Raw genomic sequence first — 23,146 nt, forward strand, 5'->3', positions numbered from 1 at the left:
GAGGTAGGTAAGCATGAGCTTCGATATGGATGAAGACATACTGCAAGATTTTCTGGTTGAGGCTGGCGAAATCTTAGAGCTTTTGCAGGAACAGTTGGTTGAACTGGAGAATAACCCAGATGACGCCAACCTGTTAAACGCAATTTTTCGTGGTTTTCATACCGTCAAAGGTGGTGCTGGTTTCTTATCTCTGACCGAGCTGGTCGATGCCTGTCACGGTGCAGAAAATGTGTTTGATATTCTGCGTACCGGCAAGCGTAAAGTGACCCCTGAGTTAATGGATGTCATTCTGCAGGCCTTAGATGCAGTCAATGCTATGTTTGTTGAGGTTCAGGCTCGTCAACCGCTGACACCCGCGGATCCTGCTTTACTTGATGCGTTGCACCACTTAAGTGAACCTGACGATGGTACTGCGGCACCTGCGGCCACAGCTGAGCCTGTTGCAGCGACTCAAACGGCAGCACCTTCGGCATCGGATAGTTCTGATAGCATTGACGAAATTGATGAAGATGAGTTTGAGCGGTTGTTGGATGAACTGCATGGTGGCAAAGCTCCCGGTAAGTCAGAGACGGCCGCTGCGCCACTGGTTGATCCCGCGGCACAGGGGGATATGACCGATGATGAGTTTGAAGCTATTTTAGATCAGTTGCACGGCAAGGGCTCTTTTGTTGCTGACAGTCCGGCTGCTGAACCAGCAAAACCAGCGGCACCAAAACCTGCTGCTCAAAGTAGTGCTGCTAAAGCGGCTGCAGACGAAATTTCTGACGATGAGTTTGAATCCTTACTGGATGAGCTGCACGGCAAAGGCAAGTCACCGCAAGCCGAAGCCCCTGCTAAATCGCAACCGGCTGAACGCAAACCAGCACCTAAGATGCCTGATGCTGACACTGCTCCAGCACCTGCCAACACAAGCAAACCAGCGGCTTCTGCACCTCCGCCGCCTCCACCAGCTGCACCGCCACCAGAAACGACAGTGCGGGTTGATACCAAGCGGCTGGACGAAATCATGAACATGGTGGGTGAGTTGGTGTTGGTGCGAAACCGTTTGGTTAGTTTGTCGACCACCACCAAAGATGAAGTGATGGGCAAAGCCATTGCTAATTTGGATGTTGTGACGGCGGATATTCAGGGTGCCGTGATGAAAACCCGGATGCAGCCGATTAAGAAAGTATTTGGCCGCTTTCCGCGCGTGGTTCGGGATCTGGCCCGGTCGTTGAAAAAAGACATCACCTTAGAGCTTGAAGGCGAAGAAACCGATTTGGATAAAAATCTGGTTGAAGCGCTGGCTGATCCTTTGGTGCATTTGGTCCGAAACTCAGTTGATCATGGTATTGAAATGCCGGAGGTTCGACAGGCAGCCGGTAAAGATAGGACCGGCCGGGTGAGGTTAGCGGCAGAACAAGCCGGGGATCATATTTTACTGACCATCGAGGATGATGGCGCAGGGATGGACCCGGAAAAACTAAAAGGAATTGCCATTAAACGTGGCATTCTTGACAGTGATGCAGCTGCCCGGATGTCCGATACGGAAGCCTTTAATCTAATCTTTGCGCCAGGTTTCTCCACCAAAGAAAAAATTTCCGACATCTCAGGCCGTGGTGTTGGTATGGATGTCGTAAAAACAAAAATTTCTCAGCTTAATGGCAGTGTGCACATTAGTTCAGAGCTAGGTAAAGGCACCTTATTGGAAATTAAAGTGCCATTGACGCTAGCGATTTTACCTACCTTAATGGTGGTGGTTGGCAAACAAACCTTTGCTTTACCGCTGGGTACCATTGATGAAATTGTGCATCTGGATTTAGCGAAAACCAATAATGTCGATGGTCAACTGACGATCATTGTTCGCGATAAAGCCATTCCACTATTTTATCTTGAACATTGGCTGGTAAAAGGCTCCAAAAAATCAGTCTGTCGCGATCAGGGGCATGTGGTCATTTTACAACTGGGTACGCAAAAAATTGGTTTCGTGGTGGATTCTTTGATTGGCCAGGAAGAAGTTGTGATCAAGCCGTTGGATCTTCTATTGCAGGGGACACCAGGTATGGCTGGGGCGACCATCACGTCTGATGGTGGCATTGCTTTGATCCTCGATGTACCGAGTTTGCTTAAACATTATGCCAGAAAATCAAAGATCAAACTCGAACGTTTTTCTAAGTCACCCGCCTAATTAAGAGAGCGTTGAATGACAATAAAGGTCCTGGTAGTTGATGATTCCAGCTTTTTTCGGCGCCGTCTTACCGAAATACTAGCTGCTGATCCAGAGCTTGAGGTCATTGACACCGCCAACAATGGTCAGCAAGCGGTTGAAAAAGCTATCGCCTTGAAACCCGATGTAATCACCATGGATATTGAAATGCCGGTGATGGATGGCATTACTGCTGTTCGTGAGATTATGCGTCAGCAACGCACCCCTATTTTAATGTTCTCTTCCTTAACGCATGAAGGCGCTAAAGCAACGCTGGATGCCTTGGATGCCGGTGCGGTTGATTTTCTACCGAAGAAATTTGAAGATATAGCCCGTGACAAAGATGATGCTGTTGCCTTGTTACGTCAGCGTGTCAAGGCCGTTGCCCGGCGACGTCCTATAGCTCGATCTGGAGCTGTCACAAGACCAGCCCTGACCCGCTCTGCATTTGAACGACCAAAGTTATCTGAGCGATTACAAGAATCGAGCGCTCCCGTTCGCTCCGGTGCCGCGGGTAGCTTCAAAGCCAGCGGCAAGAAATACAAGTTGTTGATGATAGGTACTTCTACCGGAGGACCTATTGCATTGCAGCGAATTATCACAGCCTTGCCTGCTAATTTTCCCTTGCCGATCGTTTTGATCCAGCACATGCCAGCGGCTTTTACCGGCGCCTTTGCCACTCGCTTAAATGGCTTGTCAAAAATCACAGTGAAAGAGGCTCAGGATAATGACCTGTTAAAAGCGGGTGTGGCTTATTTAGCCCCGGGCGGTAAGCAAATGCTGATTGAAGGAAGTGATAATCAAGCAAAGTTGCGGATCAAAGAGGATGATTCGCCACGGATTACATTCAAACCCAGTGTGGATATCACCTTTGGGAGTGCTGCTCGGGTGTTTAAAGATCAGGTATTAGCTGTAGTCCTGACCGGGATGGGGGCCGATGGACGTGAAGGTGCCCGATTACTAAAACAATATGGCTCTCGTATCTGGGCGCAGGATGAGGCCAGCTGTGTCGTGTATGGAATGCCACAAGCGATTGCTGCTGCTGGCTTGATGGATGTTGAAGTCAGCCTGGCAGATACAGCCAGTAAATTGATAGCAGAAGTGACTCATGGATAAACTTACTCTGGTTGGTTTTTTTGTTGCTTTAGTTGGTGTTGCCGGTGGTTTTGCGCTTGAAGGCGGCTCATTACTAACTTTATTGCATTTACCTGCATTTATTATTGTAGTGGGTGGGACTTTGGGAGCGGTAATGATCCAAACACCGATGTCTCAATTCAAACTTGGTTTTCAGTTATTGCCATGGGTGGTCAAAGGGCATAGTTTGCCAACTGATGTGATGGTCGATCGTCTGATTGAATGGAGCAATGCAGCCCGTGCAGGGGGATTTTTGGCTCTGGAGAATACGGCTTTGGTAGAAGAAGACCCATTCGTGCACCGAGGGTTAAATTTATTGGTCGATGGTGTCGATTCTCAAGTATTGCAAGATACACTGGATGCAGAGCTCACTCTTGAGCGTGAGCGCTTGTTGCGTGGTGCTAAAATCTTTGATGCTATGGGTGGTTATAGCCCGACTATTGGTATTGTGGGTGCTGTGCTCGGGCTTATTCAGGCCATGTCTAATATTACCGAGCCAGAATTACTCGGGCTTGGTATTGCCACTGCTTTTGTTGCTACTATTTATGGAGTTGGATTTGCCAACTTAATTTTTGTACCCATTGGCAATAAATTAAAGAACTTAATCCATCAGCATACCTTGCATCATGAACTCATTGTTGAGGGATTGGTTTCTATTTCTTTTGGTGAGAATCCTCGTACCATCGAGCGCAAGCTGAACGCGTATCGGGCAGGGTGATTGTTATGTATCGGCATAAAAAAAAGCATCAGCATGTAGAGCCAGAAGAGCTTGATCGCTGGTTGGTATCCTATGCTGATTATATGACTTTAATGTTTGCACTGTTCGTCGTGCTTTATGCAATGTCAATCGTGAAAGATGAAGACTATCGCGCCTTATCCGACAGCCTGACAAAAATATTTGAACGGCCTGATCGCTCAGGCACTGGTGTGCCGGGTACCTCTGTGTTGCTTGAGCCTGGGCCGCAGAGTGAACTGGATTTGTATGGTGCTTCACTGGAGCCAGCCAAAGGTCCAGATTTGGTGGCTGATGCCACTGAGTTATCTGAAGTGCGTGAACAGCTATTAGGAACACCTTTGTCTTCTTTGGAAGAAGAGCTTAACCAAGCGCTTGCCCACCTGATGGAGGAGGGGCTGGCTAAAGTTGAGCAAGATGACAACTGGCTTACGATTGAGTTAAACAGTGGCTTGTTGTTTGCAAGTGGAAGCGCCACTGCGACCAATTCAGCAAGAGCTGTGCTCGATGAGATTGCAACGATTATCGTCCCCATCAATAACTTTATTCGTGTCCGTGGCTATACTGACAATATACCGATCAACAATGAAATCTTTGCCTCAAACTGGGAGTTATCTGTTGCTCGCTCTACCTCTGTACTCAGGCTGTTGGAAAGTTTAGCGGTTGCGCCGCAGCGTATGGCCATCGAAGGGTATGGTGAGCATTACCCAATTGCAGATAATACAACGCCAGCAGGGCGGGCTGAAAATCGCAGAGTGGTGATTGCCATTTCAAAGTATGGCTATCGTGCCGATGAGGCATCCATTGATATGGCTGATACCCCAACAATTCCACCTGAAGTGATCCAGCAATTGGAAAATATTACTCAGGACGATGGCAGTATTCGGGTGATTCGTTTGCCAGGTGGTGGGATTCGTATTACCACCCGGGGCGAAGAGCCGGATCCCCCGGCTTCACAACAACAGGAACCATGACGTGGTTGTTTGGACCATTGCAAATCAAAAAGGTGGTGTGGGTAAAACGACCACTACCGTCACACTGGGTGCTTTATTAGCTGAACGTGGTTATCGTGTTCTGTTGGTTGATATTGACCCTCACGCATCCATGACGTATTACTTCGGTATCGATGCTGAAGATCTTGAAGTCAGTGTCTACGATATTTTTATTCGTGGTCAAGCCATTAGTCGGGAAGAAATATTACAATCACTGTGCCCAAGCAAAGTCGAAAACCTCGATATTCTGCCTTCCTCGATGGCATTAGCAACGCTGGACCGTTCATTGGGAAATAAGAATGGGATGGGCTTGATCCTTAAAAAAGGCTTAGCCAAGTTAAAGAACGATTACGACTTTATTTTATTGGATTGCCCTCCGGTGATGGGGGTGTTGATGGTAAATGCGCTTGCAGCCAGTAACCGGGTATTGATCCCAGTGCAAACTGAGTTTTTAGCGATTAAAGGTCTGGAGCGGATGATTGCGACCATGGGGTTGATGAAGCACTCCCAGCAAAAGGACTACCGCTTCACCATAATTCCTACCATGTACGATAAGCGCACCAAAGCTTCGCTGGAGGCTTATAAAGATCTGAAAGCCAAGTACCATGATAAGGTGTGGTCAGCTGTGGTGCCTATTGATACCAAGTTCAGAGATGCCAGTTTGGCGCAGACGCCACCTTCAGTGTTTGCACCGCGCTCTCGAGGAGTGTTTGCTTACAATACCTTGCTGAGTTACTTATTACAGTTGCCTGCGGAGTCTGGTCATGAGTGACCGCTATGCGAGCCAGAAAGTGATGCAACATTATCTGAAAGCATTGCTGACCGATGATGAAGCAGAGCAACAGCAGGTAGCGGAGGAGTTGGCTAGTCAGAAGAAGCTGGAGTCATTGCTGGCTCAAGTTACCAAGCCGAAAGTGCAACAAAGTACCCAGACTCAAGTCGACACGCCGGTAGCTCAAGTTGATACGCCTGTAGCTCAAGTCGATCATGCTGCACGGCTGCAACAAGCAGTTGAACTTAAGCAGCAAGGCGAACTAAAGCAAGAAATACAAGAAAGAGCCAGGTCGGCAGTCCGTCTGGAAGCGCCACAAATTGAACAGGATGTGATTGTAAGTCGAAAATCTACCCGGGGATTTTCGGCGCAAGATGTCAGTACTGAAAAAGAGTATCGGCAAGGCGATTTTCAGGCGCTGCTTTTTGATGTCGCAGGCTTGACGGTGGCATTGCCGCTGAAAGCCTTGGGTGGTATACATAAGCTGCTGCCAGTCAATAAGATACCGCGTAAACCAGATTGGTTTAAAGGGGTAATGCTTCAGCGTGAACAGAAAATCAATGTAGTGGATACCGCACGCTGGGTCATGCCAGAAAAGTTTGATCAGCAGCAAGCTGAATTACACGACTATCAGTATGTTATAATGTTAAGTAACAGTGCATGGGGCCTGGCTTGTGATAAACTGATTAATACAATGACCCTAAAGCAAGACGAAGTAAAGTGGCGAGAGGCCGCTGGCAAACGTCCATGGCTAGCCGGTCTGATTAAACAACACATGTGTGCTTTGCTTGATGTCGATGCGTTGATCCAGTTATTGGAGCAAGGCCAAAACAGCAGCGAATAACCTGAAAACCCTGGTGTTTACGCCCGGTGATGAGGAGCAGGAATGAGTAACGTAGCTAAACAAACCGCAAAGAATGCAGAAAGTGGTGATGAAGTACTGCAGTGGGTTACTTTTAAATTGCAGCAAGAAACCTATGGTATCAATGTGATGCAGGTGCAAGAAGTGCTTCGTTACACTGAAATAGCTCCTGTACCTGGCTCACCGGACTATGTGATGGGAATTATCAACTTGCGTGGCAATGTGGTCACGGTCATTGATACCCGAACTCGCTTTGGCCTGGAAGGTTCAGAGGTGTCTGACAATAGCCGTATCGTCATTATTGAAGCGGATAAGCAGGTGATCGGTATTTTGGTCGACAGTGTGGCCGAAGTGGTGTATCTAAAAGCCTCAGAAATTGATACCGCACCTAACGTAGGGAATGATGAGAGTGCTAAGTTTATTCAGGGCGTGACGAATCGTGAGGGTGAGCTGCTCATTTTGGTTGATCTGAATAAATTACTCACTGATGAAGAGTGGGATGAAATCAGTAGCATTTAACAGGAGCCCGACATGATGCTGTGGTGGTTGATCGCGCTGACTTTCGTGGTCGTGTTGCTGGTGTACCGTTTGTTTACGATAGAACGTTCAGCGGACAGTGTACTGCCAGATCTCAATGCTGCGTTGGATACTACCAAGACAGAGAGTCAACTGACTGAGCAAATCATCTTACTTCGTGCGGAGCTAACGGAGCTACGCTCTGGCGTGATAGGTGTGGGGCAGCGGGTACTTGAGCTAGAAGAACAGCTTTCTCAGCAAAATCAGCACATTGAGGTGCTCACTGAGCGACAACAAGCGCTTGAAATGACCGAGCCTGAATCCAAAATATACAGCCGGGCGATGAAAATGGTGCAGTTAGGGGCTGATTTGGATGAAATTATCCGCGAATGTGAACTGCCGCGTGCTGAGGCTGAGTTGTTGTTTAACTTACATCAGCAAAAAAGCTAGGTGACCAGTAAAAGGGTTAGGTTTTTAAATCGATCCGTTGATGAATATTGTGCCAATCGTCGGGAAACTTTCCTTGCAAGACGTATGAGAATGCAATCAACTCGGCAATAATCAAATACAACTCTTTTGGAATTGAGTCGCCAAGCTCCATTTTTGCCAATAGCTTGGTCAGTTCTTCATCTTCATGAATAAGAACTCCGTGCTCTTTTGCCACTGCCAGTATCTCTTCAGCAAGAGCACCATGCCCTTTTGCAATAATTTTAGGTGCTGCTTTGCCATCATATTTTAACGCCGTTGCCGATTTCTCTTTTTTCATCAGAAGTTCCTTAGCGTTAGACTTGAATTGCAATCAGACTACTGTGTCTGGCTATCAGGCTTTCCGGTATTTTTCCCAGTTGGCACTCTGCTTCTTTCACGTCTATCCCCTGTGCTTTGAGTCGATCGGATAATATTGGTAAAAATTGCTCGGCCAAACGTTGAGTTGCTGGAAGATCCGTATAAAGTTGCAGCTTCAATTGATTGTCCTGCAACCGGGCCGTGGCTAATAGATCACCATGCTCGGCTAGCTGAAAGCGCATCGTCAGTTGCCACATTTTCTGTTGCTCGCCTGAGGCCGATGTTTCTTCTTCTTTTTGTTCAATATGTAGTTGGCTCAGGACGGATTGTTGCTCTTGCTGCAATGGCAGTTGCAACACAAACTGAGTTCCTTGCTGCAATTCTGCCGTCGCCAGCTGGCTTTGCTGTATGGCACTGCTATGACTGGCAAGTTGCCGTAATAATGAACTTGCGCTACCAGGCTCCAGCTGTTGGATGAGTTGCACCAGTCGCTGGCTGCTGGTTTGTTGTTGAGCTGGCACTGGGCGTTGACTTAACTTACCTAGTAATAGCTGGATGGCTAACGCAAGGGTTCCAGCTGCTGAGTTGGTGGCTTGAGGTGAGGTCAATACTGGATTGAATTGCAAAATAGCTTGCAGCTGTTGCTGTAATTGCTGCGTATTCAGAATGCTTTGAGCGTTTGGTTGGCTTTGTCGTACCAGTTGCAAAACCTGTTGCACCGCTAGCGGTAACTCAGGCAATGATGCGAGACGAGAAGGGTTATCACTCAACAATGGCATCAGGGTGCGCCAGGCTTGATCCAACAACTGGCGTTGTGGTGTTTCAATGGGGGCCTTTGCACTTTGTGTGTTTGCGGGGGAAGGCGCTATGTTCGGTGCCTCCTTGCCTGACAGCTGAACAGGACGATTAAATGACTCTGCCGATACCGCTAGTTTATGATCAGTTTTTTGAAGTGACTGCAGTTGTAATTGCCAGCTGTTCTGTTCGTTAAGCAATTGGATCTGATAAGCCCCAGAGGGTAACCGGACTTGCGGCAAGGGTAACATCAGGCTTCCGAGCTGCAAATACTGTTGTTGCAGCTTTGATGGTAAAGCCGTTTGCTGGACGCTGGCCGCTAAACTGCTAAGCAATTGCTGCTGCAACTGAATAGGCAAGGTTAATTGCTGACTGACTGGCTTGCTCACGTTGGAGGTTGGTATCGCGGCGGTTGATTGTTGTACTGAACTTGCTGTTGTAGCTTGTTGGTTTTGGCTAAATTTCGCAGTAGCCAGAGTTGGTTGAGCGGTTTTTATTTCAATAAATAAGGTAGGCTCTTGGCCTGTTCCAAGGGTAATACTCGCTTGCAACCGAGCGGTTGGATACTGTACTTGAAGTGATTGTATGGTTTTATGCAAAGCAGTAGGCAAAAGTACTACACTGCCTTGTGGCAAACGAAGTTGAGTTTGATGAGAGCCTATCGAAAGTTCTACAGGGATCTGACTGGCTGAAGAAGGTTGTTGTTGCGATAACTGAGCGGAGCCTGCCCAATTTAATGCCAGAGTGAGCGCCTGTTGTTGATTTAATGGAAAGGATTGCGTGGCTTCGCCTTTGGCTTGAACAGCAACCTGTATTCGGCCATCAGGTTGTTGGCTAAAGCTAGCTTGCAATTGACTACCATTGTTGCCTGTTACAGATGCTGGAAGGCGAATTTGTAGTAAACCCTGACTGGTTGATAGCTGCAGTAAGCGAGCACCTTGCACTGGGTCCGTCAACAAAACGCCCGGGTACAGTCGATCGGCTTGCAACTGGATTGCGGTTGCATCCACTTTCCCGGAAGGCTTGATTTGCATAAGTTGCTCAAGTTTGATCGGGTTCATGTTTTTGCCATCTTTACAGCTATTCTGCTGGTTTGTCGCATTCGTATTTCCACCACAATATGGTAAGATCCGCGCAATTTTTCAGGAGGCTGCCGTGACAGAATTCTTTAGTGCCCAAGGCTTGAGTTGCATACGCCAAGACAGAGTCCTGTTTGAGCAGCTCGACTTGACTCTAAATTCAGGCGAACTGTTGCAAATCCAAGGAAAAAATGGTGCCGGCAAAAGTTCATTGTTGCGCTTGCTGGCCGGATTGTCCACTCCTGATGATGGTACTATTTATTTCCAAGGGCAACTTATTGCTGAATGTTTGGAACAATATGCTGCCTCTTTATGCTATATCGGCCATCAAAGCGGGATCCATGAACAGTTAACGGCCATGGAGAATATTGCTTTTTGGCGTGCGGCCTATCAGTTGCCCTATGTTGATAGTATGACACTGTTGGGCGAGCTTGGTTTAGCTGGCCTGGAAGATCTTCCCTGCCATATGCTGTCTGCAGGTCAGCAACGTCGGGTATCTCTGGCTCGATTATGGCTAACGAATTGCCCATTGTGGATTTTAGATGAGCCTTTTACCGCGCTTGATCAATCAGCGATTCAACGTCTTCAGTACCGCTTTCGGCAACACCTCGCTCAAGGCGGCGCCATGATCGTCACCACACATCAACCCCTTAGTGATGGTTTTTCTTGTTTAAAAACTCTGGAGTTGAGCTACCGATGGTAAGCGTATTTATCCGGCGCGAGCTGGCGTTGCTGGCGCGGCAAAAAGCAGACTGGCTCAACCCGTTGTTATTTTTTATTATTGTACTGACGTTGTTCCCATTAGGGGTTGGACCAGAACCTAATCAGTTGCGTATAATGGCACCTGGCATCGTGTGGATTGCAGCCTTATTAAGTGTGCTGTTGGCTTCCGAGCGCTTGTTCCGCGATGATTATCGTAATGGTGTGATTGAGCAGTTGGTGGCTAATCGTCAGGCCTTGATGCCTTTTGTGCTCGCTAAAATAGTGACCAACTGGCTAAGTACCGGATTACCGCTGGTGGTTATATCACCGGTTGTTGCCATGTTACTTGGAGTGGAACCAGCTGCTTTTGTCGCCATGATGTTGACGCTGCTTATCGGTACCCCTTTGTTAAGTATCCTGAGTGTATTAGGGGCAGCTATTACTATGGCGGCGGACAAGGGTGGGATTTTATTGGCTTTATTGATTCTACCGCTATACATTCCATTGCTGATTTTTGCCAGTGCGGCAATTGAAGCGGCCGGGATGGGATTACCGTACAATGGCCAATTGGCTATTCTGGTCGCCATGTTATTGTTGGCGTTTGCCTTGGTTCCGCTGGCTATTGCCAGCGCGCTACGTATAAATGTGAGTTAGTATGTTTAAATGGCTGCATCCTCTAGCAAAACCTGAAATCCTGTATCACTTTTGTGGCCGCTTGCTGCCGTGGTTAATGGGATCTGCTGTATTGACCTTGTTGTTCGGTAACATTTGGGGACTGGCTTTTTCACCGCCAGATTATCAACAGTTTGATACCGTTCGGATCATATACATCCATGTTCCGTCTGCCTTACTTTCCATGGCTACTTACACCATTATGGCGATTGCCGCCTTCACTGCTTTAGTTTGGCAGATCAAGGTGGTACAATGGGCGGTACTGGCTATTGCGCCGATAGGTGCAGTGTTCACCGCAATTGCTTTACTCACCGGCATGGCGTGGGGCAAGCCGATGTGGGGAACCTGGTGGGAGTGGGATGCACGTTTAACGTCCGAATTGATTTTATTATTTCTCTACTTAGGTGTCATCGCGCTGGCTGGTGCCTTCTCTGATCGACAAACCGGAACTAAAGTGGCCTGTTTGCTGGCACTGGTTGGCTTTGTCAACGTACCGATTATTCATTTCTCGGTTGAATGGTGGAATACGCTGCATCAAGGCGCAAGTATCACTAAGTTTGATAAACCCTCAGTACACCCCAGCATGCTTTGGCCTTTATTGATTAGCTTGCTTGGCTTTTATTTACTGATGTTAGCACTTTTCTGTGTGCGGCTTCGCACCGCCATTTTACAGAATGAACAGCATCGGCCATGGGTTAAATCGGCTCTGGGAGGACAGTAATGTATTTTGATAGTTTCAGTGACTTTCTGGCGATGGGGGGCTATGGCTTTTTTATCTGGCTGGCTTATGGGCTCACTTATCTGTTGTTGATTGGCTTGGTCGCCTATTGTTTTTGGGAGGTCAAAGCATTTAGGCAGCACATTCAACAAAAATTAGCCAGAGCACAACGAATTAAGCAGTATCAGGAGGCAGATCAGCCATGAACTCAAGACGTCAAAAGCGGTTATGGTCGGTGTTATCAATTGTTATTTTAGTGGCAGGTGCCATTGGTGCCATGCTCTATGCATTGCAGCAAAATATCAATCTTTTTTACACGCCTACCCAGTTAGTTGAAGGGATTGGCAAAGATAAAATCCGGCCTGAAATTGGCCAGCGTTTACGTATTGGTGGCTTGGTGGTTGAGGGCTCGGTACAACGAGACCCTGAATCCTTGTTGGTGCGTTTTGATTTAGTGGATACTGGCCCAATTGTGACGGTAGAGTATGAGGGCATTTTGCCCGATTTATTCCGTGAAGGGCAGGGTATTGTGGCACAAGGCCACTTGGTGAACGAACGCTTGATTCGCGCCACTGAAGTTCTGGCAAAACATGATGAAGAATACATGCCGGCTGAAGTAGCTAAAGCACTGATGGGAATTGAGCACGTGCCGCCCTCTCAGCAAACGTCTTATGGCTCAGAAGGGAGTTACTGATGGTCCCTGAACTTGGCCAAATCGCACTGACATTTTCATTTGCGTTGTCTTTGTTGTTGGGTACCTTGCCATTGTATGGCAGTTACACCGGTAACGAACGCGCCTTGATGTTGGCTAAACCTCTGGCTATTGGCGCCATGGTCTTTGCTGGCATTGCTTTTATCGCACTGAGTTATGCGTTTTACTACGATGACTTTACTGTGATCAATGTTGCTTCCAATTCAAGCTCAGTGCTGCCTTGGTATTATAAACTTACCGCAACCTGGGGTTCACACGAAGGTTCGATGTTACTTTGGGTCTGGATCCTGACTATCTGGACAGCTGCGGTAGCCGTGTTTTCTAAACAATTGCCGCTACTGATGCAAGGCCGTATCTTGGGCATTATGGGTTTAATCGGCGTTGGCTTTATTGCTTTTTCGTTGTTTATGTCCAATCCATTTGAGCGCAGCCTGCCGTATTTTCCTGCCGAAGGTAATGATCTAAACCCGTTGCTGCAAGACTTTGGCATGATTATCCATCCTCCCTTGCTGTACATGGGGTATGTTGGTTTTGCGGTGTCGTTTGCTTTTGCTATTGCTGCACTTCTGGGTGGTAAATTTGATAGCACCTGGGCACGTTGGGCCCGCCCTTGGACGCTGGCTGCCTGGATGTTCTTAACCCTGGGTATTATGTTAGGTAGTTGGTGGGCTTATAAAGAGCTGGGCTGGGGCGGTTGGTGGTTCTGGGACCCCGTTGAAAATGCGTCCTTTATGCCCTGGCTGGTGGGAACCGCTTTGATCCATACTTTGGCGGTGACTGAAAAACGCGGTACCTACAAATCCTGGACGGTACTGCTGGCGTTGGCCGCTTTTTCGTTAAGTTTGCTGGGAGCATTCTTAGTGCGTTCTGGTGTACTGGTCTCTGTGCACTCTTTTGCTACCGACCCAAGCCGTGGTGTGTTTTTGTTGGTGTTTTTACTGCTGGTGATAGGCGGTGCTTTGTTGTTGTATGCGCTTCGAATGCGCTCGGTACGCAGTGAGTCTCGCTACAAATTGTTCTCACGGGAAGTGATGTTGTGGGGCAATAATGTGTTTTTGTTGACAGCGACCCTAGTGGTGTTTTTAGGCACTCTGTTGCCGCTATTTCATCAGGAGTTAGGGCTTGGAACCATCTCCATTGGTGAGCCTTTCTTTGACGCTATGTTTTTCTATCTGGCCATTCCCTTTAGCTTACTGCTGGGCCTTGGGCCATGGGTCCGTTGGAAACAACAAAAGTGGCAAACACTGATCCCACCGATGTCGATGGTAGCGATTGCTGCTTTAGTGGTGGCTCTGGGCATGATGTCACTTACTCAGTCGATACAAGCGAATACAGCATTGATTGGCTTATTGCTTGGTGCCTGGGTAGGGATGTCTGCTATTGGTGAGGTAGGTCAACGTATTCATCAGTTTGGTCAGGGACTAGCTGGCATCCGCAAATTGAATGCCAGTCATTACGGCATGACTACGGCCCATATCGGTTTTGCCGTGATGGTAGTTGGTATTGCCATGACCACCACCTATAGTGTGGAGCGTGATGTTCGTATGCAGGTCGGTGATAGCGTGACGTTATCTGGCTATCAATTTACTTTGCTTGATGTGTACGATTTGGATGGCCCGAACTATGGTGGTGAAGCAGCGGATCTTCGGGTTGAACGTGATGGTCGTCTGATCACCAATTTACATGCTGAGAAGCGTTTTTACACTATACAGCGCACTGTGATGACCCAAGCGGCCATTCATGCGCGGCTAAGCCGAGATCTGTATGTATCACTGGGCGAAGCCTTACCTGGCAATGCCTGGTCATTTAAAGTGCAGGTGAAACCTTTCGTACGCTGGATTTGGTTGGGAGGCTTGCTGATGGCGCTGGGCTCGATCTGGTCGTTGCTGGATGTTCGCTATCGTCGCAAGGTGGTAAGCCGGGTCCGTCATAACTCTGCGATCACTAAGGAGGCAGAAAATGCGTAACTGGATGCTGTACACTCCGTTAGCTATTTTTCTAGGGGTATCGATTTTCTTATTTACTGGCTTGTTTTCTGATCCCTGGACCCGTGATTCAGCTTTACTGAATCGGCCGTTACCAGAATTTGACCTACCAGATTTAATGCAACCTGAGCAGCGTTGGAATCGTGAGCTATTAACCGGAGAGCCCTTCTTGCTCAGTGTCTGGGGCGTGTGGTGCCCAACGTGCAAGGCGCAACTGGCTTTTATGGAACAATTAAAAGAGCAAGGTGTCAAAGTGGTTGGTTTGTATTATCCGTTACCCGTAGACCCGGCCTTTGGGGAACACTTTAGTCTGGGGCAACTGCAGCGTGATGTGCGTCAGCAGTTGCAGCAGTTTGGTGACCCTTATCAATTTAATATCTTGGATGAAAATCGTCGTATGTCGATGGATCTGGGCGTGAGCGGTGCGCCTGAAACGTTCTTAGTAGATGCCGAAGGTCGAATTCGTATGCATCATGTTGGCGATATCAATCCACGTGTCTGGCGGCAAAAGTTTGAGCCAGCTATGGAGCAGATACAAGACCAGTCGGATACGCTAGTGCAGCAAGCTGAGGTGAATCAAATCGGAGCTAGCCACTGATGAGATCCTTATGTTTATTGCTGCTATTGTCGCTCAGCACGGTCTGGGCGGCTGGTCAGGAAATTCTACCCTTTGATGATGATGGTCAGCGTAAACTCTATCAGGAGTTAACGCAGCAACTGCGTTGCCCACAATGTCAAAATCAGAATATTGCGGAATCCAATGCCGTGGTATCGATTGATATGCGTGAAAAAACCTACGAATTGGTGCAGCAGGGCCATAGCAAGCAAGAGATCATTGATTATATGATTGATCGTTATGGTTATTTTGTACATTACAGCCCACCACTGAATGCACTCACCATTATGTTATGGTTGCTGCCGGTATTTGCCTTGCTCATGATGCTGTTGTTTATGTTGCGTCGGAAAAAACAGCAGCAACAGTTGATCTCGTCCAATGCTCCGCTTGAGCAAGAGCTCAATGCGATTATCGACGCCTACCGGAGTAAAAAATAATGATATGGCAGTTACTTTTCGGGGCGTTGTTGATGATTGCCCTGAGTGTTATTTTTATCATTTGGCCGCGAAAATCAACAGCTGGGCAGCACCAGACTCCGGCTCAGTTGTTCGAAGAGCGTATGCAGTTATTGGCCACAGCGCGTGATAATGATGAGCTGGCAGAAGATGATTTTGTCAGTGCAGCCAATGATTTGAAACAGCAGTTTTTAGAGCAGGAAGCAACCGCTGTGCAACTTAGCTCACCTAAGCACAAGTTGATGTGGCATGCCGGTATTTTGTTATCGGTCGTGGTGATCGTTGCCGGGATTTATAGCTGGAATGGGCACTATCAGCAACTGGCTCATTGGCAGTTGGCTCAAGAAAATATGACGGAGTTTGGCGAGCGTGCTTTGTTGGATAGGGGGGAGCCGCTATCGGAGGATGAATTAGCAAGCTTTGCTTTAGCGCTTCGGACCAAGTTAGCCCGTGAAGGCGACGATGCCGTTGCCTGGATGCTACTGGGGCGGCTTTGGATGTCACAAGGGTTTTTAATGGACTCCATAGAAGCCTTTGAAAAAGCACTGCAAATGACGCCTAATAGGCCAGCGTTGTTGATTAGTTATAGTCAAGCGCTTTTAGTGGTTGGTGGGGATGATAAGCTGGCTAAAGCGGGCCGGGCACTAGCGCGAGTGCTTACTCAAGATCCTGAACATATCGATGCTTTGTCTTTACTGGCATTGGTGGCTTACGAAAAAGGCGATATGGACGAGGCAATCACTGCCTGGACATTACTACTGGACCGTTTACCTACCTCGGACCCGCGTTATCAGGCGGTGATTGACCAGTTGGATAAATTAGGCCATTCAGTCGAAGCCAGACAAGAGCGGACTGTGCAGTTGGCTTTGTATGTCGAGCCGGGTTTACGTCGCGATTACCCTGATGCCAGTGTATTTATCTTTGTTCGTCAGGCCAATGGCCCGGCTTTACCGCTGGCAGCTCAACGTATTCCTGTTCCTGCAGGGGAGATTAATTTACTGCTGACAGAACAGATGGCGATGCAGTCTGGCTGGACGTTAGCCAGTGCCGATGAAGTGGAAGTAGTAGCTCGATTTTCTCGCTCGGGTAATGTTGAAGAGCGAGAAGGTGATCTGGAAGTCGTATCTGAAGTTCAAACTTTTACTGAGCCAGCGATCAAGCTATCACTGCGGCTAAAAACCAACGAGTAAATATAGCTGCCATCATCGATGTTGGCAGATGGAGTGAATAATTGAAAAGCTTATCCATTATCCAATGGTTATCACGTGGCATTCTATTGAGTAGTGCTGTGCTTATGATCGGTTGTGCCAGTGCCCCTGCTGAGCCAACCGATGATATCGACTCACGCGATAGAATCGAAGGGTTTAACCGGGCTATGTGGGATCTAAACTACGATGTGCTCGATCCGGCCATTTTAAGGCCAGCCACAGTGGGTTATACCAAGGTGGTACCAGAAGCCGGGCGAAAGGGCATTGATAACTTGCTCACAAACCTTCGCGAACCAGATAGTTTTGTCAATGCTGCCTTGCAAGGCAAGCCGGAAAGTATGGCGATCACCGCCGGTCGTTTCTTGGTCAATAGCACTATCGGCATCTTCGGTTTGTTTGACGTTGCAACGAAAATTGGCTTGCAAGAGCGAAAAGAAGATTTTGGCCAAACATTGGCGGTCTGGGGAGTTGGGGATGGCTCTTTTTTGATGATCCCAGCCCGTGGACCTTCTACAATACGAGATACTACAGGTGACTTGATTGATGGTTTTTATTCACCACTTGGTTTGTTTAACACACCGCTGACGATTACTCGATATGTGTTGTATGGACTGACGCAGCGTGAAAAAGCCATGGCGATGGAGCACTTACTCGAAGACTCTCTGGACCCATACGCTTTTATACGTGAAGCCTATTTGCAAAATCGCTTGCATGAAATTTACGATGGCAACCCGCCAGAGCAGGATGACTACGACGACTCGTATTTGGATGAGTTCCTAAATTAAGCTGGTATCGCCTGAAAACACAGACCCGTCAGCTTGACGGGCCTGTGTCATTCGCTTCAGATTCAGCCTTTGCTTCGGCCTTTTGCTGACTGACCTCTTCCATGCGCTCACGAAATGTAGCCAGACCTTTCAGAACAAAGTCATAAGTTTTATCAACGTTGCTTTCGATTTCGCCCTCGTACACACTAAGCCCTTTTAAAATATCTTTGGCTTCGGTAAACCCTTGATCGATAGCACCACCGATGATGTTTAGAAAGCTATCTAAACGCTCTTCATCCGACATGTCGGGTGTCATTTTTTCATAGCGGCCATAAAACTTGGTCGCAAAGCTAACAATGCGCTCAGCAGTTGCTTCTGGTGATACATCGATGCCAGAGTCATAAACTTTTTGAGCAGCATTTTCACCAAACACCGGCTCGAGTTCTTTATTGATTGCTTCCAGTGCCGTTTTGTACAGCAGGCTCAAGCCTTCATTGTTTGAATTCAGGCTGACTTTTTCATTGGCGGCCATAATGGCAGCGTTCTGGGCTGTTTTGTTACTTTCTTTCGCCGCGCGGTTCTCAAGTGCGGTTGCTAACTCAGATTTTTTCTGCTTTTCTGGTGCAGCAGCCGGACTGCTGCTCTTCTGTGGTATCGGAGTAATCGCCATTTTAGGTGCCTCTCTATCTGCCAGACGAATGGATGCTTATCCATGGTATCGGCCAAAAAGTACTCAACTTTAGCTTTTATTTTTTATATTTTCATTCTCTGACATCAGGTAGCCGGCCCCGGCCCGATACAATGGCCACGCGAGGGTTATTCCCCGTAGCAGCATAAAGCAGCTCAGCGCAAACCATAGGGCGTGATTTCCCAGCGATTGCAGCGTGGTATAGCTGATGATAAAGCCAGCAAAGGATAACAACATACTGTTACGCATCGCTTTGGCTTTGGTTGCACCTATGTAGATGCCATCCAATAGGTAACTCCAGACGGCAAGCAGGGGCAGGGCGATTAGCCAGGGCAGGAAGTCAGCGGCGGTTTGTCGTACTTCCACAATAGAGGTGAGCAGAGCGATGAGTTGTGGGCCTGCTAACCAGAAAAAAGCGCTGAATAGCAAGGCCAGCAAGAGACCCCAGCCCGCCAGAATACGGAAGAGATCCTGTAAATCATTTCGATCATTTGCACCTACTGCCTTGCCAGTCGTTGCTTCAGCTGCATAGGCGAAACCATCCAGCGCATACGATACCAACATCAAAAAGGTAATAAGCACCGCATTGGCAGCCACAATGGCATCGCCATAACTGGCACCACGAAAAGCAATAAAGACAAACACCAGCTGCAAGCAAAGGCTACGAATAAAAATATCACGGTTTAGTGCAAATAGTCTGGCCAAGCCGGTGAGCTGCTTTAGCTGCAGCCATTGAAAAGGAGCCAGTTGCTGCTGTTGCCACATACGTCGAACCAAGATTAGGCCAACCAGCAAAGTGCTGTAATCGGCAATCACTGAGGCGGCCGCTACGCCAGCAACTTTCCAACCAAAACCAAGCACAAACAGCAGATCCAGTGCGATATTCAGGCTTTGGTTAAGTAGAAGCAGCCACATCGGGTAGCGGGCATTATGCAGACCCAAAAACCAGCCGAGTAGCACCATATTCAGCAGTGCAGCTGGTGCGCTCCAAATTCGCACCTGAAAATAAATAGCCGCCTGCTGTAGCACCTCACTACTGGCTTGGCTAAACAGATGGACTGTCGGCAATACCAGCGGATGCAGTAGCAATAACAGAGCCGCCAATAACAAGGCTACTAATCCAGCTTGTAACAAGCAATCGCGCTGAGCTTTGCTATCTCTGGCGCCATAAGCCTGCGCCGTCAGGCCAGTGGTGCTCATGCGTAAGAACCCAAGCAGCAAAAATAATAAACTGATTAGGCTCCCACCCAATGCTACTCCGCCCAGGTACCACGCATGTTCCAGATGACCTACCACCGCAGTATCGACCAGTGATAGTAAAGGAATGGTCAGATTGGAAGCGATCATCGGCAAGGCGATCAGCAACACTTGTTTTTGTTTAGGGTGTAATGTGTTTAACAAAGCCAGGTATCGTCATAAAGCTGTCATTTGGGCCGTTTATACTAGCACAGCCTGTCGAGAGTGAAGGCTGTTTGTTCCTCCTAGTGCTAACTTTACCGGCCCGTATGGGGCCGGTTTTTTTATACTAAATTATAGTATTAGTGCTTTATGATGACATAAAGCGCATGAATGATACCGGGTATAAAGCCAAGCAGAGTCAGCAGAATACTAAGCCAGAAGTGACCTTTCAGACCAACCTCCAGAAAAACACCCAGTGGTGGCAGGATGATAGCAAAAATAATTTTAATCGGGTCGGTTGCAGTAATCGCCATAGTATGGCTCCTCGGTTATCAATCATCATTATTCCAGTCGAGCCGTACTTCAAAGTCCATCTGTAGCTGTTCATCTGTGCCTGCGGGCTGAACATTGATGTCGAGTTTAAAAATACGCTGTGAGCTGGCGTCAAGGATGCCGGCGAAGGAAACATCACCCAGCGTTTCGATTGGACGCATTTCAATACTTTCCTGACGACCTACCAGACTTATACTTCTGACGGTTACTTCGGCCCATACAGTCGATGGTTGCTGATCTGGTTGTTTTTCTAAAGGGTAAGCGGATTAAATGGTTGATCTTACCTTTGCATGAGAGTGAGACAGACCGGCATCTCATCGGATTATCTGGTTGATGCTTCACCTACTGCTGGTGCATGTTTCCTTCGCTAATTCCAGCAAGAACCCCACACGCCTCAACTTCCCGGTCATCGTTGCAACTCGCTCTCAGTGAAACGAGTTGTTTCTCAAGCGCTTGCAGAGCGGTTATCTGCGACCGCACATGAGAGATGTGATCATCGAGCAAGGCGTTGACGGCGGTACAAGGCTGATGAGGGTCGTCCTGATAGCTCTGTAGTTCGTGAATCTCAGCCAGTGACAGATCCAGGATGCGGCAGCGACGAATAAAGGCCAGCCGCTCAACGTGTTTCTCGGTATAGACACGGTAACCGTTCTCCTGCCGACCAGGCGGCGGCAACAAGCCCTGCCGTTCGTAGAAGCGGATCGTCTGTGTATCTACCCCTACTGACTGTGCCAACTGACCAATACGCATCGGGTTCCTCCGCAACGGATTCTCTACGCTATTGACCTTATAGCGACTATATAGTTTTAAATGAAAACCCGATCACATTCAAGTGGAGTCATATCATGAGTAAAAACTGCGGAGGCCCCTGTGGCGACCATGCAAGGCCTGCGGCGGATACCGATATGCAGGCCTCCTCCGATGCGTCGGGGGAATGGGTCAGTGTTTATGCCGTGCCGAAGATGGACTGTCCATCAGAAGAGCGCATGATTCGCCTGGCCCTGAACGGCGTTGAGGGGATTCGGGCACTGTCCTTCGACTTGTCGAACCGCCGGTTGAAGGTCGTGCATGACGGTGAGGTCGAGCCCGTCACCGCGAAGCTGAAGACCTTGGGGCTAGGCGCCTCGCTTCAGGAAACCGTCGCTGCAAATCCGGAGACCATCAAGGCCGCCGAGTTTTCGGCAGCTTCTGCTAAGCAAGAATCCGGGACCCTGCGCTGGTTGCTCGGCATCAATGCACTTCTGTTCGTGGTGGAAATGACTGCCGGTCTGATGGCTCAGTCAACTGGCCTCATTGCAGAGTCCCTGGACAATTTTGCTGATGCGGCAGTGTACGGACTCGCTCTTTATGCGGTTGGGCATAGCGTGAAAAGGCAGGTCCGTGTTGCGCACGTTGCTGGTGTGGTCCAACTGGTTTTGGCTGTTGGCGTACTCGTAGAGGTGGTGAGACGCTTTGTATTCGGTAGTGAGCCTGAATCGCTAGTGATGATAGCCATCGCATTCGTCGCATTGATTGCCAATACCGCCTGTCTGCTGATGGTATCCAAACATCGAGGGGGCGGAGCTCATATGAAGGCTAGCTGGATATTTTCGGCCAACGACGTGGTGATCAACCTGGGGGTCATCACCGCCGGCGCCCTGGTCGCGTGGACCGGGTCCAATTATCCGGATCTGATTATCGGCACCATCGCGGGGGTCATTGTACTTAACGGTGCTAGACGCATTCTGGCGCTCAAGGATTAAGCAATGTCCATTTTTGGCAAACATCTGTCACCGTACGCTCTGTTGTCCATCTCCGGCCTGCTGGCAGCGTCTGATCAGGCCGTAAAATGGCTGGTGCAACAATCAATGGCCTATGGCGAGTCTATTTCAGTGACCTCATTCTTTAACTGGGTACACGTATGGAATACCGGTGCCGCATTCAGTCTTTTTGCGAATGGTGGAGGCTGGCAGCGCTACTTTTTTATCGGAATCGCGGTAGTGGTCTCGATTTTTCTGATCAAGCTGATCCTTGAAAATCGTCATAAAGGAGAAGCCATCGCTTACAGTCTTATCCTCGGTGGCGCCATGGGCAACCTGATTGACCGGGTCTTTCGCGGCTATGTTGTGGATTCCTTTGATTTCTATTGGCGAGACTGGCATTGGCCAGCCTTCAACCTGGCTGATATTGCAATTGTCCTCGGTGCCTTACTTTTCGTTTCCAGCAGCTTGTTGGGTAAAAAAGCAAACACCAATGCCGAGCCGGATGGATCTGACTGACACCTACGCCTATACAATTCCGCGCCTTCCGGGGTGAAGGCGGCATCGAGCGGAATTTCTTTGCAGCATACGCAGCAGGTGGTGCAACTGGCAGTGTTCGGGGCGTTTGCGTTCATGGTGGTACTCCTCCAGATTGGTAGCGAAGCTCAAAGCTGCCCACTCTCGGCTGGCTGGGAAGCGGTCATGATCTTCCCTTGAAGGCCCGCAGCAGCCGCGTCACAGACAGGACAAACAAGCCGGTCAGCGTGAGGGCTGCAATACCCCAGTGCTCCCCGATGAACGCGCCGGCCGTCGTGCCGGCTAGCACAATGGCGAGAATCGGCAAATGGCAGGGACAGGTGAGCACGGCCAGCGCGCCCCACAAGTAGCCGGTGATCGGTTTGTGCGTCTCAGACGGCAAGTGCTCTGGGCTGTTCATGGCAGACTCTCCGCGTGCTGTGCCGGTTCGGTTGGCATGGCGGCCAGTTGCATTTCGAGGCTGGCCAGGGCCTCGCGCCGACGCTCGACGAGTTGCCGCAACACGGCAAGCTGCGCAGACGCACCGTCACCGTCCGCAGCATCCAGCGCCCGGCACAGCCGCGCCAGTGCGTCCAGGCCGATACCCGCTTCGAAGGCAGCCCGTACAAAGCGCAGCCGTTGCAACGCGGTGTCATCGAACAAGCCGTAGCCGCCCGTGGTGCACGCGACCGGCCGTAGCAATCCGCGCAGCAGGTAGTCGCGCACGATATGCACGCTCACCCCGGCATCAAGGGCCAGCCGGGACACTGTGTAGGCGCTCATTGA

28 protein-coding genes and 2 pseudogenes are annotated in these 23,146 nt (G+C 48.9%); 20 read left to right on the forward strand and 10 right to left on the reverse strand.

Going from position 1 to position 23,146, the window contains the following annotated elements; all coding sequences use genetic code 11:
* Positions 1-13 precede the first annotated feature (13 nt).
* Genes Q3O60_RS15315 through Q3O60_RS15350 form a run of 8 tightly spaced genes read left to right on the forward strand, consistent with a single transcriptional unit; the run spans position 14 to position 7,644 of the window.
* The gene (locus tag Q3O60_RS15315; RefSeq protein WP_305894814.1) at positions 14-2,167 is read left to right on the forward strand and encodes a chemotaxis protein CheA; all 2,154 of its coding nucleotides are present in this window, start codon (positions 14-16) and stop codon (positions 2,165-2,167) included.
* Between the two features lie 15 nt (positions 2,168-2,182).
* Entirely contained in the window at positions 2,183-3,301 is a 1,119-nt protein-coding gene (locus Q3O60_RS15320; protein ID WP_305894815.1) for a protein-glutamate methylesterase/protein-glutamine glutaminase, read from the forward strand.
* Positions 3,294-4,037: a flagellar motor protein gene (locus tag Q3O60_RS15325; protein ID WP_305894816.1), complete on the forward strand. Its 744-nt coding sequence runs from the start codon at positions 3,294-3,296 to the stop codon at positions 4,035-4,037. The genes Q3O60_RS15320 and Q3O60_RS15325 overlap by 8 nt, the downstream gene beginning before the upstream one ends.
* A gap of 5 nt (positions 4,038-4,042) precedes the next feature.
* On the forward strand, positions 4,043-5,026 hold the full coding sequence (locus Q3O60_RS15330) for a flagellar motor protein MotB (protein ID WP_305894817.1): 984 nt from the start codon (positions 4,043-4,045) through the stop codon (positions 5,024-5,026).
* A gap of 1 nt (position 5,027) precedes the next feature.
* Positions 5,028-5,816 carry a ParA family protein gene (locus Q3O60_RS15335; protein ID WP_305894818.1) on the forward strand — a complete coding sequence of 263 codons (789 nt, stop codon included), beginning with the start codon at positions 5,028-5,030 and terminating at the stop codon, positions 5,814-5,816.
* Positions 5,809-6,660: a chemotaxis protein CheW gene (locus Q3O60_RS15340; RefSeq protein ID WP_305894819.1), complete on the forward strand. Its 852-nt coding sequence runs from the start codon at positions 5,809-5,811 to the stop codon at positions 6,658-6,660. Before Q3O60_RS15335 ends, Q3O60_RS15340 begins: the two co-directional genes overlap by 8 nt.
* 42 nt (positions 6,661-6,702) lie before the next feature.
* Positions 6,703-7,197 (forward strand): chemotaxis protein CheW, encoded by a 495-nt coding sequence (locus tag Q3O60_RS15345; RefSeq protein ID WP_305894820.1) that lies wholly within the window; start codon positions 6,703-6,705, stop codon positions 7,195-7,197.
* Between the two features lie 15 nt (positions 7,198-7,212).
* Complete coding sequence (locus Q3O60_RS15350) at positions 7,213-7,644, forward strand: DUF2802 domain-containing protein (protein WP_305894843.1); 432 nt, start codon at positions 7,213-7,215, stop codon at positions 7,642-7,644.
* Positions 7,645-7,660: 16 nt separating this feature from the next.
* On the opposite strand, the gene Q3O60_RS15355 is transcribed toward Q3O60_RS15350, so the two are convergent.
* Both Q3O60_RS15355 and fliK read right to left on the reverse strand, forming a co-directional pair.
* Positions 7,661-7,960, reverse strand: coding sequence for an EscU/YscU/HrcU family type III secretion system export apparatus switch protein (locus Q3O60_RS15355; RefSeq protein ID WP_305894821.1), 300 nt, complete (start codon positions 7,958-7,960; stop codon positions 7,661-7,663).
* A 16-nt stretch (positions 7,961-7,976) separates the two neighbouring features.
* Entirely contained in the window at positions 7,977-9,836 is a 1,860-nt protein-coding gene (gene fliK, locus Q3O60_RS15360) for a flagellar hook-length control protein FliK (protein WP_305894822.1), read from the reverse strand.
* A 94-nt stretch (positions 9,837-9,930) separates the two neighbouring features.
* On the opposite strand from fliK, the gene ccmA reads away from it, so the two are divergent.
* The 10 genes from ccmA (at position 9,931) to Q3O60_RS15410 (ending at position 17,707) form a co-directional block, all read left to right on the forward strand.
* A complete protein-coding gene (ccmA, locus tag Q3O60_RS15365; protein WP_305894823.1) occupies positions 9,931-10,557 on the forward strand; it encodes a cytochrome c biogenesis heme-transporting ATPase CcmA in 627 nt (208 codons plus the stop codon).
* Positions 10,551-11,210 carry a heme exporter protein CcmB gene (gene ccmB, locus Q3O60_RS15370; protein ID WP_305894824.1) on the forward strand — a complete coding sequence of 220 codons (660 nt, stop codon included), beginning with the start codon at positions 10,551-10,553 and terminating at the stop codon, positions 11,208-11,210. Before ccmA ends, ccmB begins: the two co-directional genes overlap by 7 nt.
* A 1-nt stretch (position 11,211) precedes the next feature.
* Positions 11,212-11,949: a heme ABC transporter permease gene (locus Q3O60_RS15375; protein ID WP_305894825.1), complete on the forward strand. Its 738-nt coding sequence runs from the start codon at positions 11,212-11,214 to the stop codon at positions 11,947-11,949.
* The gene (gene ccmD / locus Q3O60_RS15380; RefSeq protein WP_305894826.1) at positions 11,949-12,152 is read left to right on the forward strand and encodes a heme exporter protein CcmD; all 204 of its coding nucleotides are present in this window, start codon (positions 11,949-11,951) and stop codon (positions 12,150-12,152) included. Before Q3O60_RS15375 ends, ccmD begins: the two co-directional genes overlap by 1 nt.
* A complete protein-coding gene (gene ccmE / locus Q3O60_RS15385) occupies positions 12,149-12,640 on the forward strand; it encodes a cytochrome c maturation protein CcmE (protein ID WP_305894827.1) in 492 nt (163 codons plus the stop codon). Before ccmD ends, ccmE begins: the two co-directional genes overlap by 4 nt.
* On the forward strand, positions 12,640-14,625 hold the full coding sequence (locus Q3O60_RS15390; RefSeq protein WP_305894828.1) for a heme lyase CcmF/NrfE family subunit: 1,986 nt from the start codon (positions 12,640-12,642) through the stop codon (positions 14,623-14,625). The genes ccmE and Q3O60_RS15390 overlap by 1 nt, the downstream gene beginning before the upstream one ends.
* Entirely contained in the window at positions 14,618-15,241 is a 624-nt protein-coding gene (locus Q3O60_RS15395) for a redoxin family protein (RefSeq protein ID WP_305894829.1), read from the forward strand. The genes Q3O60_RS15390 and Q3O60_RS15395 overlap by 8 nt, the downstream gene beginning before the upstream one ends.
* A complete protein-coding gene (locus Q3O60_RS15400; RefSeq protein WP_305894830.1) occupies positions 15,241-15,696 on the forward strand; it encodes a cytochrome c-type biogenesis protein in 456 nt (151 codons plus the stop codon). Before Q3O60_RS15395 ends, Q3O60_RS15400 begins: the two co-directional genes overlap by 1 nt.
* Positions 15,696-16,904: a c-type cytochrome biogenesis protein CcmI gene (gene ccmI, locus Q3O60_RS15405; RefSeq protein ID WP_305894831.1), complete on the forward strand. Its 1,209-nt coding sequence runs from the start codon at positions 15,696-15,698 to the stop codon at positions 16,902-16,904. Before Q3O60_RS15400 ends, ccmI begins: the two co-directional genes overlap by 1 nt.
* Positions 16,905-17,008: 104 nt before the next feature.
* Positions 17,009-17,707: an MlaA family lipoprotein gene (locus tag Q3O60_RS15410; protein WP_369812678.1), complete on the forward strand. Its 699-nt coding sequence runs from the start codon at positions 17,009-17,011 to the stop codon at positions 17,705-17,707.
* A 28-nt stretch (positions 17,708-17,735) separates the two neighbouring features.
* On the opposite strand, the gene Q3O60_RS15415 is transcribed toward Q3O60_RS15410, so the two are convergent.
* From Q3O60_RS15415 to cadR, 5 genes and pseudogenes are all read right to left on the reverse strand, one after another.
* Positions 17,736-18,356: a DUF5610 domain-containing protein gene (locus tag Q3O60_RS15415; RefSeq protein WP_305894833.1), complete on the reverse strand. Its 621-nt coding sequence runs from the start codon at positions 18,354-18,356 to the stop codon at positions 17,736-17,738.
* Between the two features lie 69 nt (positions 18,357-18,425).
* On the reverse strand, positions 18,426-19,781 hold the full coding sequence (gene dinF, locus Q3O60_RS15420) for an MATE family efflux transporter DinF (RefSeq protein ID WP_369812679.1): 1,356 nt from the start codon (positions 19,779-19,781) through the stop codon (positions 18,426-18,428).
* Positions 19,782-19,912: 131 nt separating this feature from the next.
* On the reverse strand, positions 19,913-20,086 hold the full coding sequence (locus Q3O60_RS15425; protein WP_305894835.1) for a YqaE/Pmp3 family membrane protein: 174 nt from the start codon (positions 20,084-20,086) through the stop codon (positions 19,913-19,915).
* A gap of 18 nt (positions 20,087-20,104) precedes the next feature.
* A pseudogene (locus tag Q3O60_RS15430) lies at positions 20,105-20,341 on the reverse strand (hypothetical protein); the annotation flags it as partial.
* 106 nt (positions 20,342-20,447) lie between these two features.
* Positions 20,448-20,855 carry a Cd(II)/Pb(II)-responsive transcriptional regulator gene (cadR, locus tag Q3O60_RS15435; RefSeq protein ID WP_305894836.1) on the reverse strand — a complete coding sequence of 136 codons (408 nt, stop codon included), beginning with the start codon at positions 20,853-20,855 and terminating at the stop codon, positions 20,448-20,450.
* Between the two features lie 95 nt (positions 20,856-20,950).
* On the opposite strand from cadR, the gene Q3O60_RS15440 reads away from it, so the two are divergent.
* Together Q3O60_RS15440 and lspA are read left to right on the forward strand one after the other, a co-directional pair.
* Positions 20,951-21,847 carry a cation efflux transmembrane domain-containing protein gene (locus tag Q3O60_RS15440; protein WP_305894837.1) on the forward strand — a complete coding sequence of 299 codons (897 nt, stop codon included), beginning with the start codon at positions 20,951-20,953 and terminating at the stop codon, positions 21,845-21,847.
* 60 nt (positions 21,848-21,907) lie between these two features.
* The gene (gene lspA / locus Q3O60_RS15445) at positions 21,908-22,363 is read left to right on the forward strand and encodes a signal peptidase II (RefSeq protein ID WP_282842559.1); all 456 of its coding nucleotides are present in this window, start codon (positions 21,908-21,910) and stop codon (positions 22,361-22,363) included.
* On the opposite strand, the pseudogene Q3O60_RS15450 reads toward lspA, so the two are convergent.
* The 3 genes and pseudogenes from Q3O60_RS15450 to merD form a co-directional block, all read right to left on the reverse strand.
* A pseudogene (locus Q3O60_RS15450) lies at positions 22,363-22,494 on the reverse strand (DUF3330 domain-containing protein); the annotation flags it as partial. The gene lspA and the pseudogene Q3O60_RS15450 sit on opposite strands and share 1 nt — an antisense overlap.
* A gap of 50 nt (positions 22,495-22,544) precedes the next feature.
* The gene (gene merE, locus Q3O60_RS15455) at positions 22,545-22,781 is read right to left on the reverse strand and encodes a broad-spectrum mercury transporter MerE (RefSeq protein ID WP_001087807.1); all 237 of its coding nucleotides are present in this window, start codon (positions 22,779-22,781) and stop codon (positions 22,545-22,547) included.
* Positions 22,778-23,143 carry a mercury resistance co-regulator MerD gene (gene merD, locus Q3O60_RS15460; protein WP_001277463.1) on the reverse strand — a complete coding sequence of 122 codons (366 nt, stop codon included), beginning with the start codon at positions 23,141-23,143 and terminating at the stop codon, positions 22,778-22,780. The genes merE and merD overlap by 4 nt, the downstream gene beginning before the upstream one ends.
* Positions 23,144-23,146: the final 3 nt, after the last annotated feature.

Origin of the sequence: Alkalimonas collagenimarina (assembly GCF_030717845.1) — a bacterium.
Classification (GTDB): domain Bacteria; phylum Pseudomonadota; class Gammaproteobacteria; order Enterobacterales; family Alteromonadaceae; genus Alkalimonas; species Alkalimonas collagenimarina.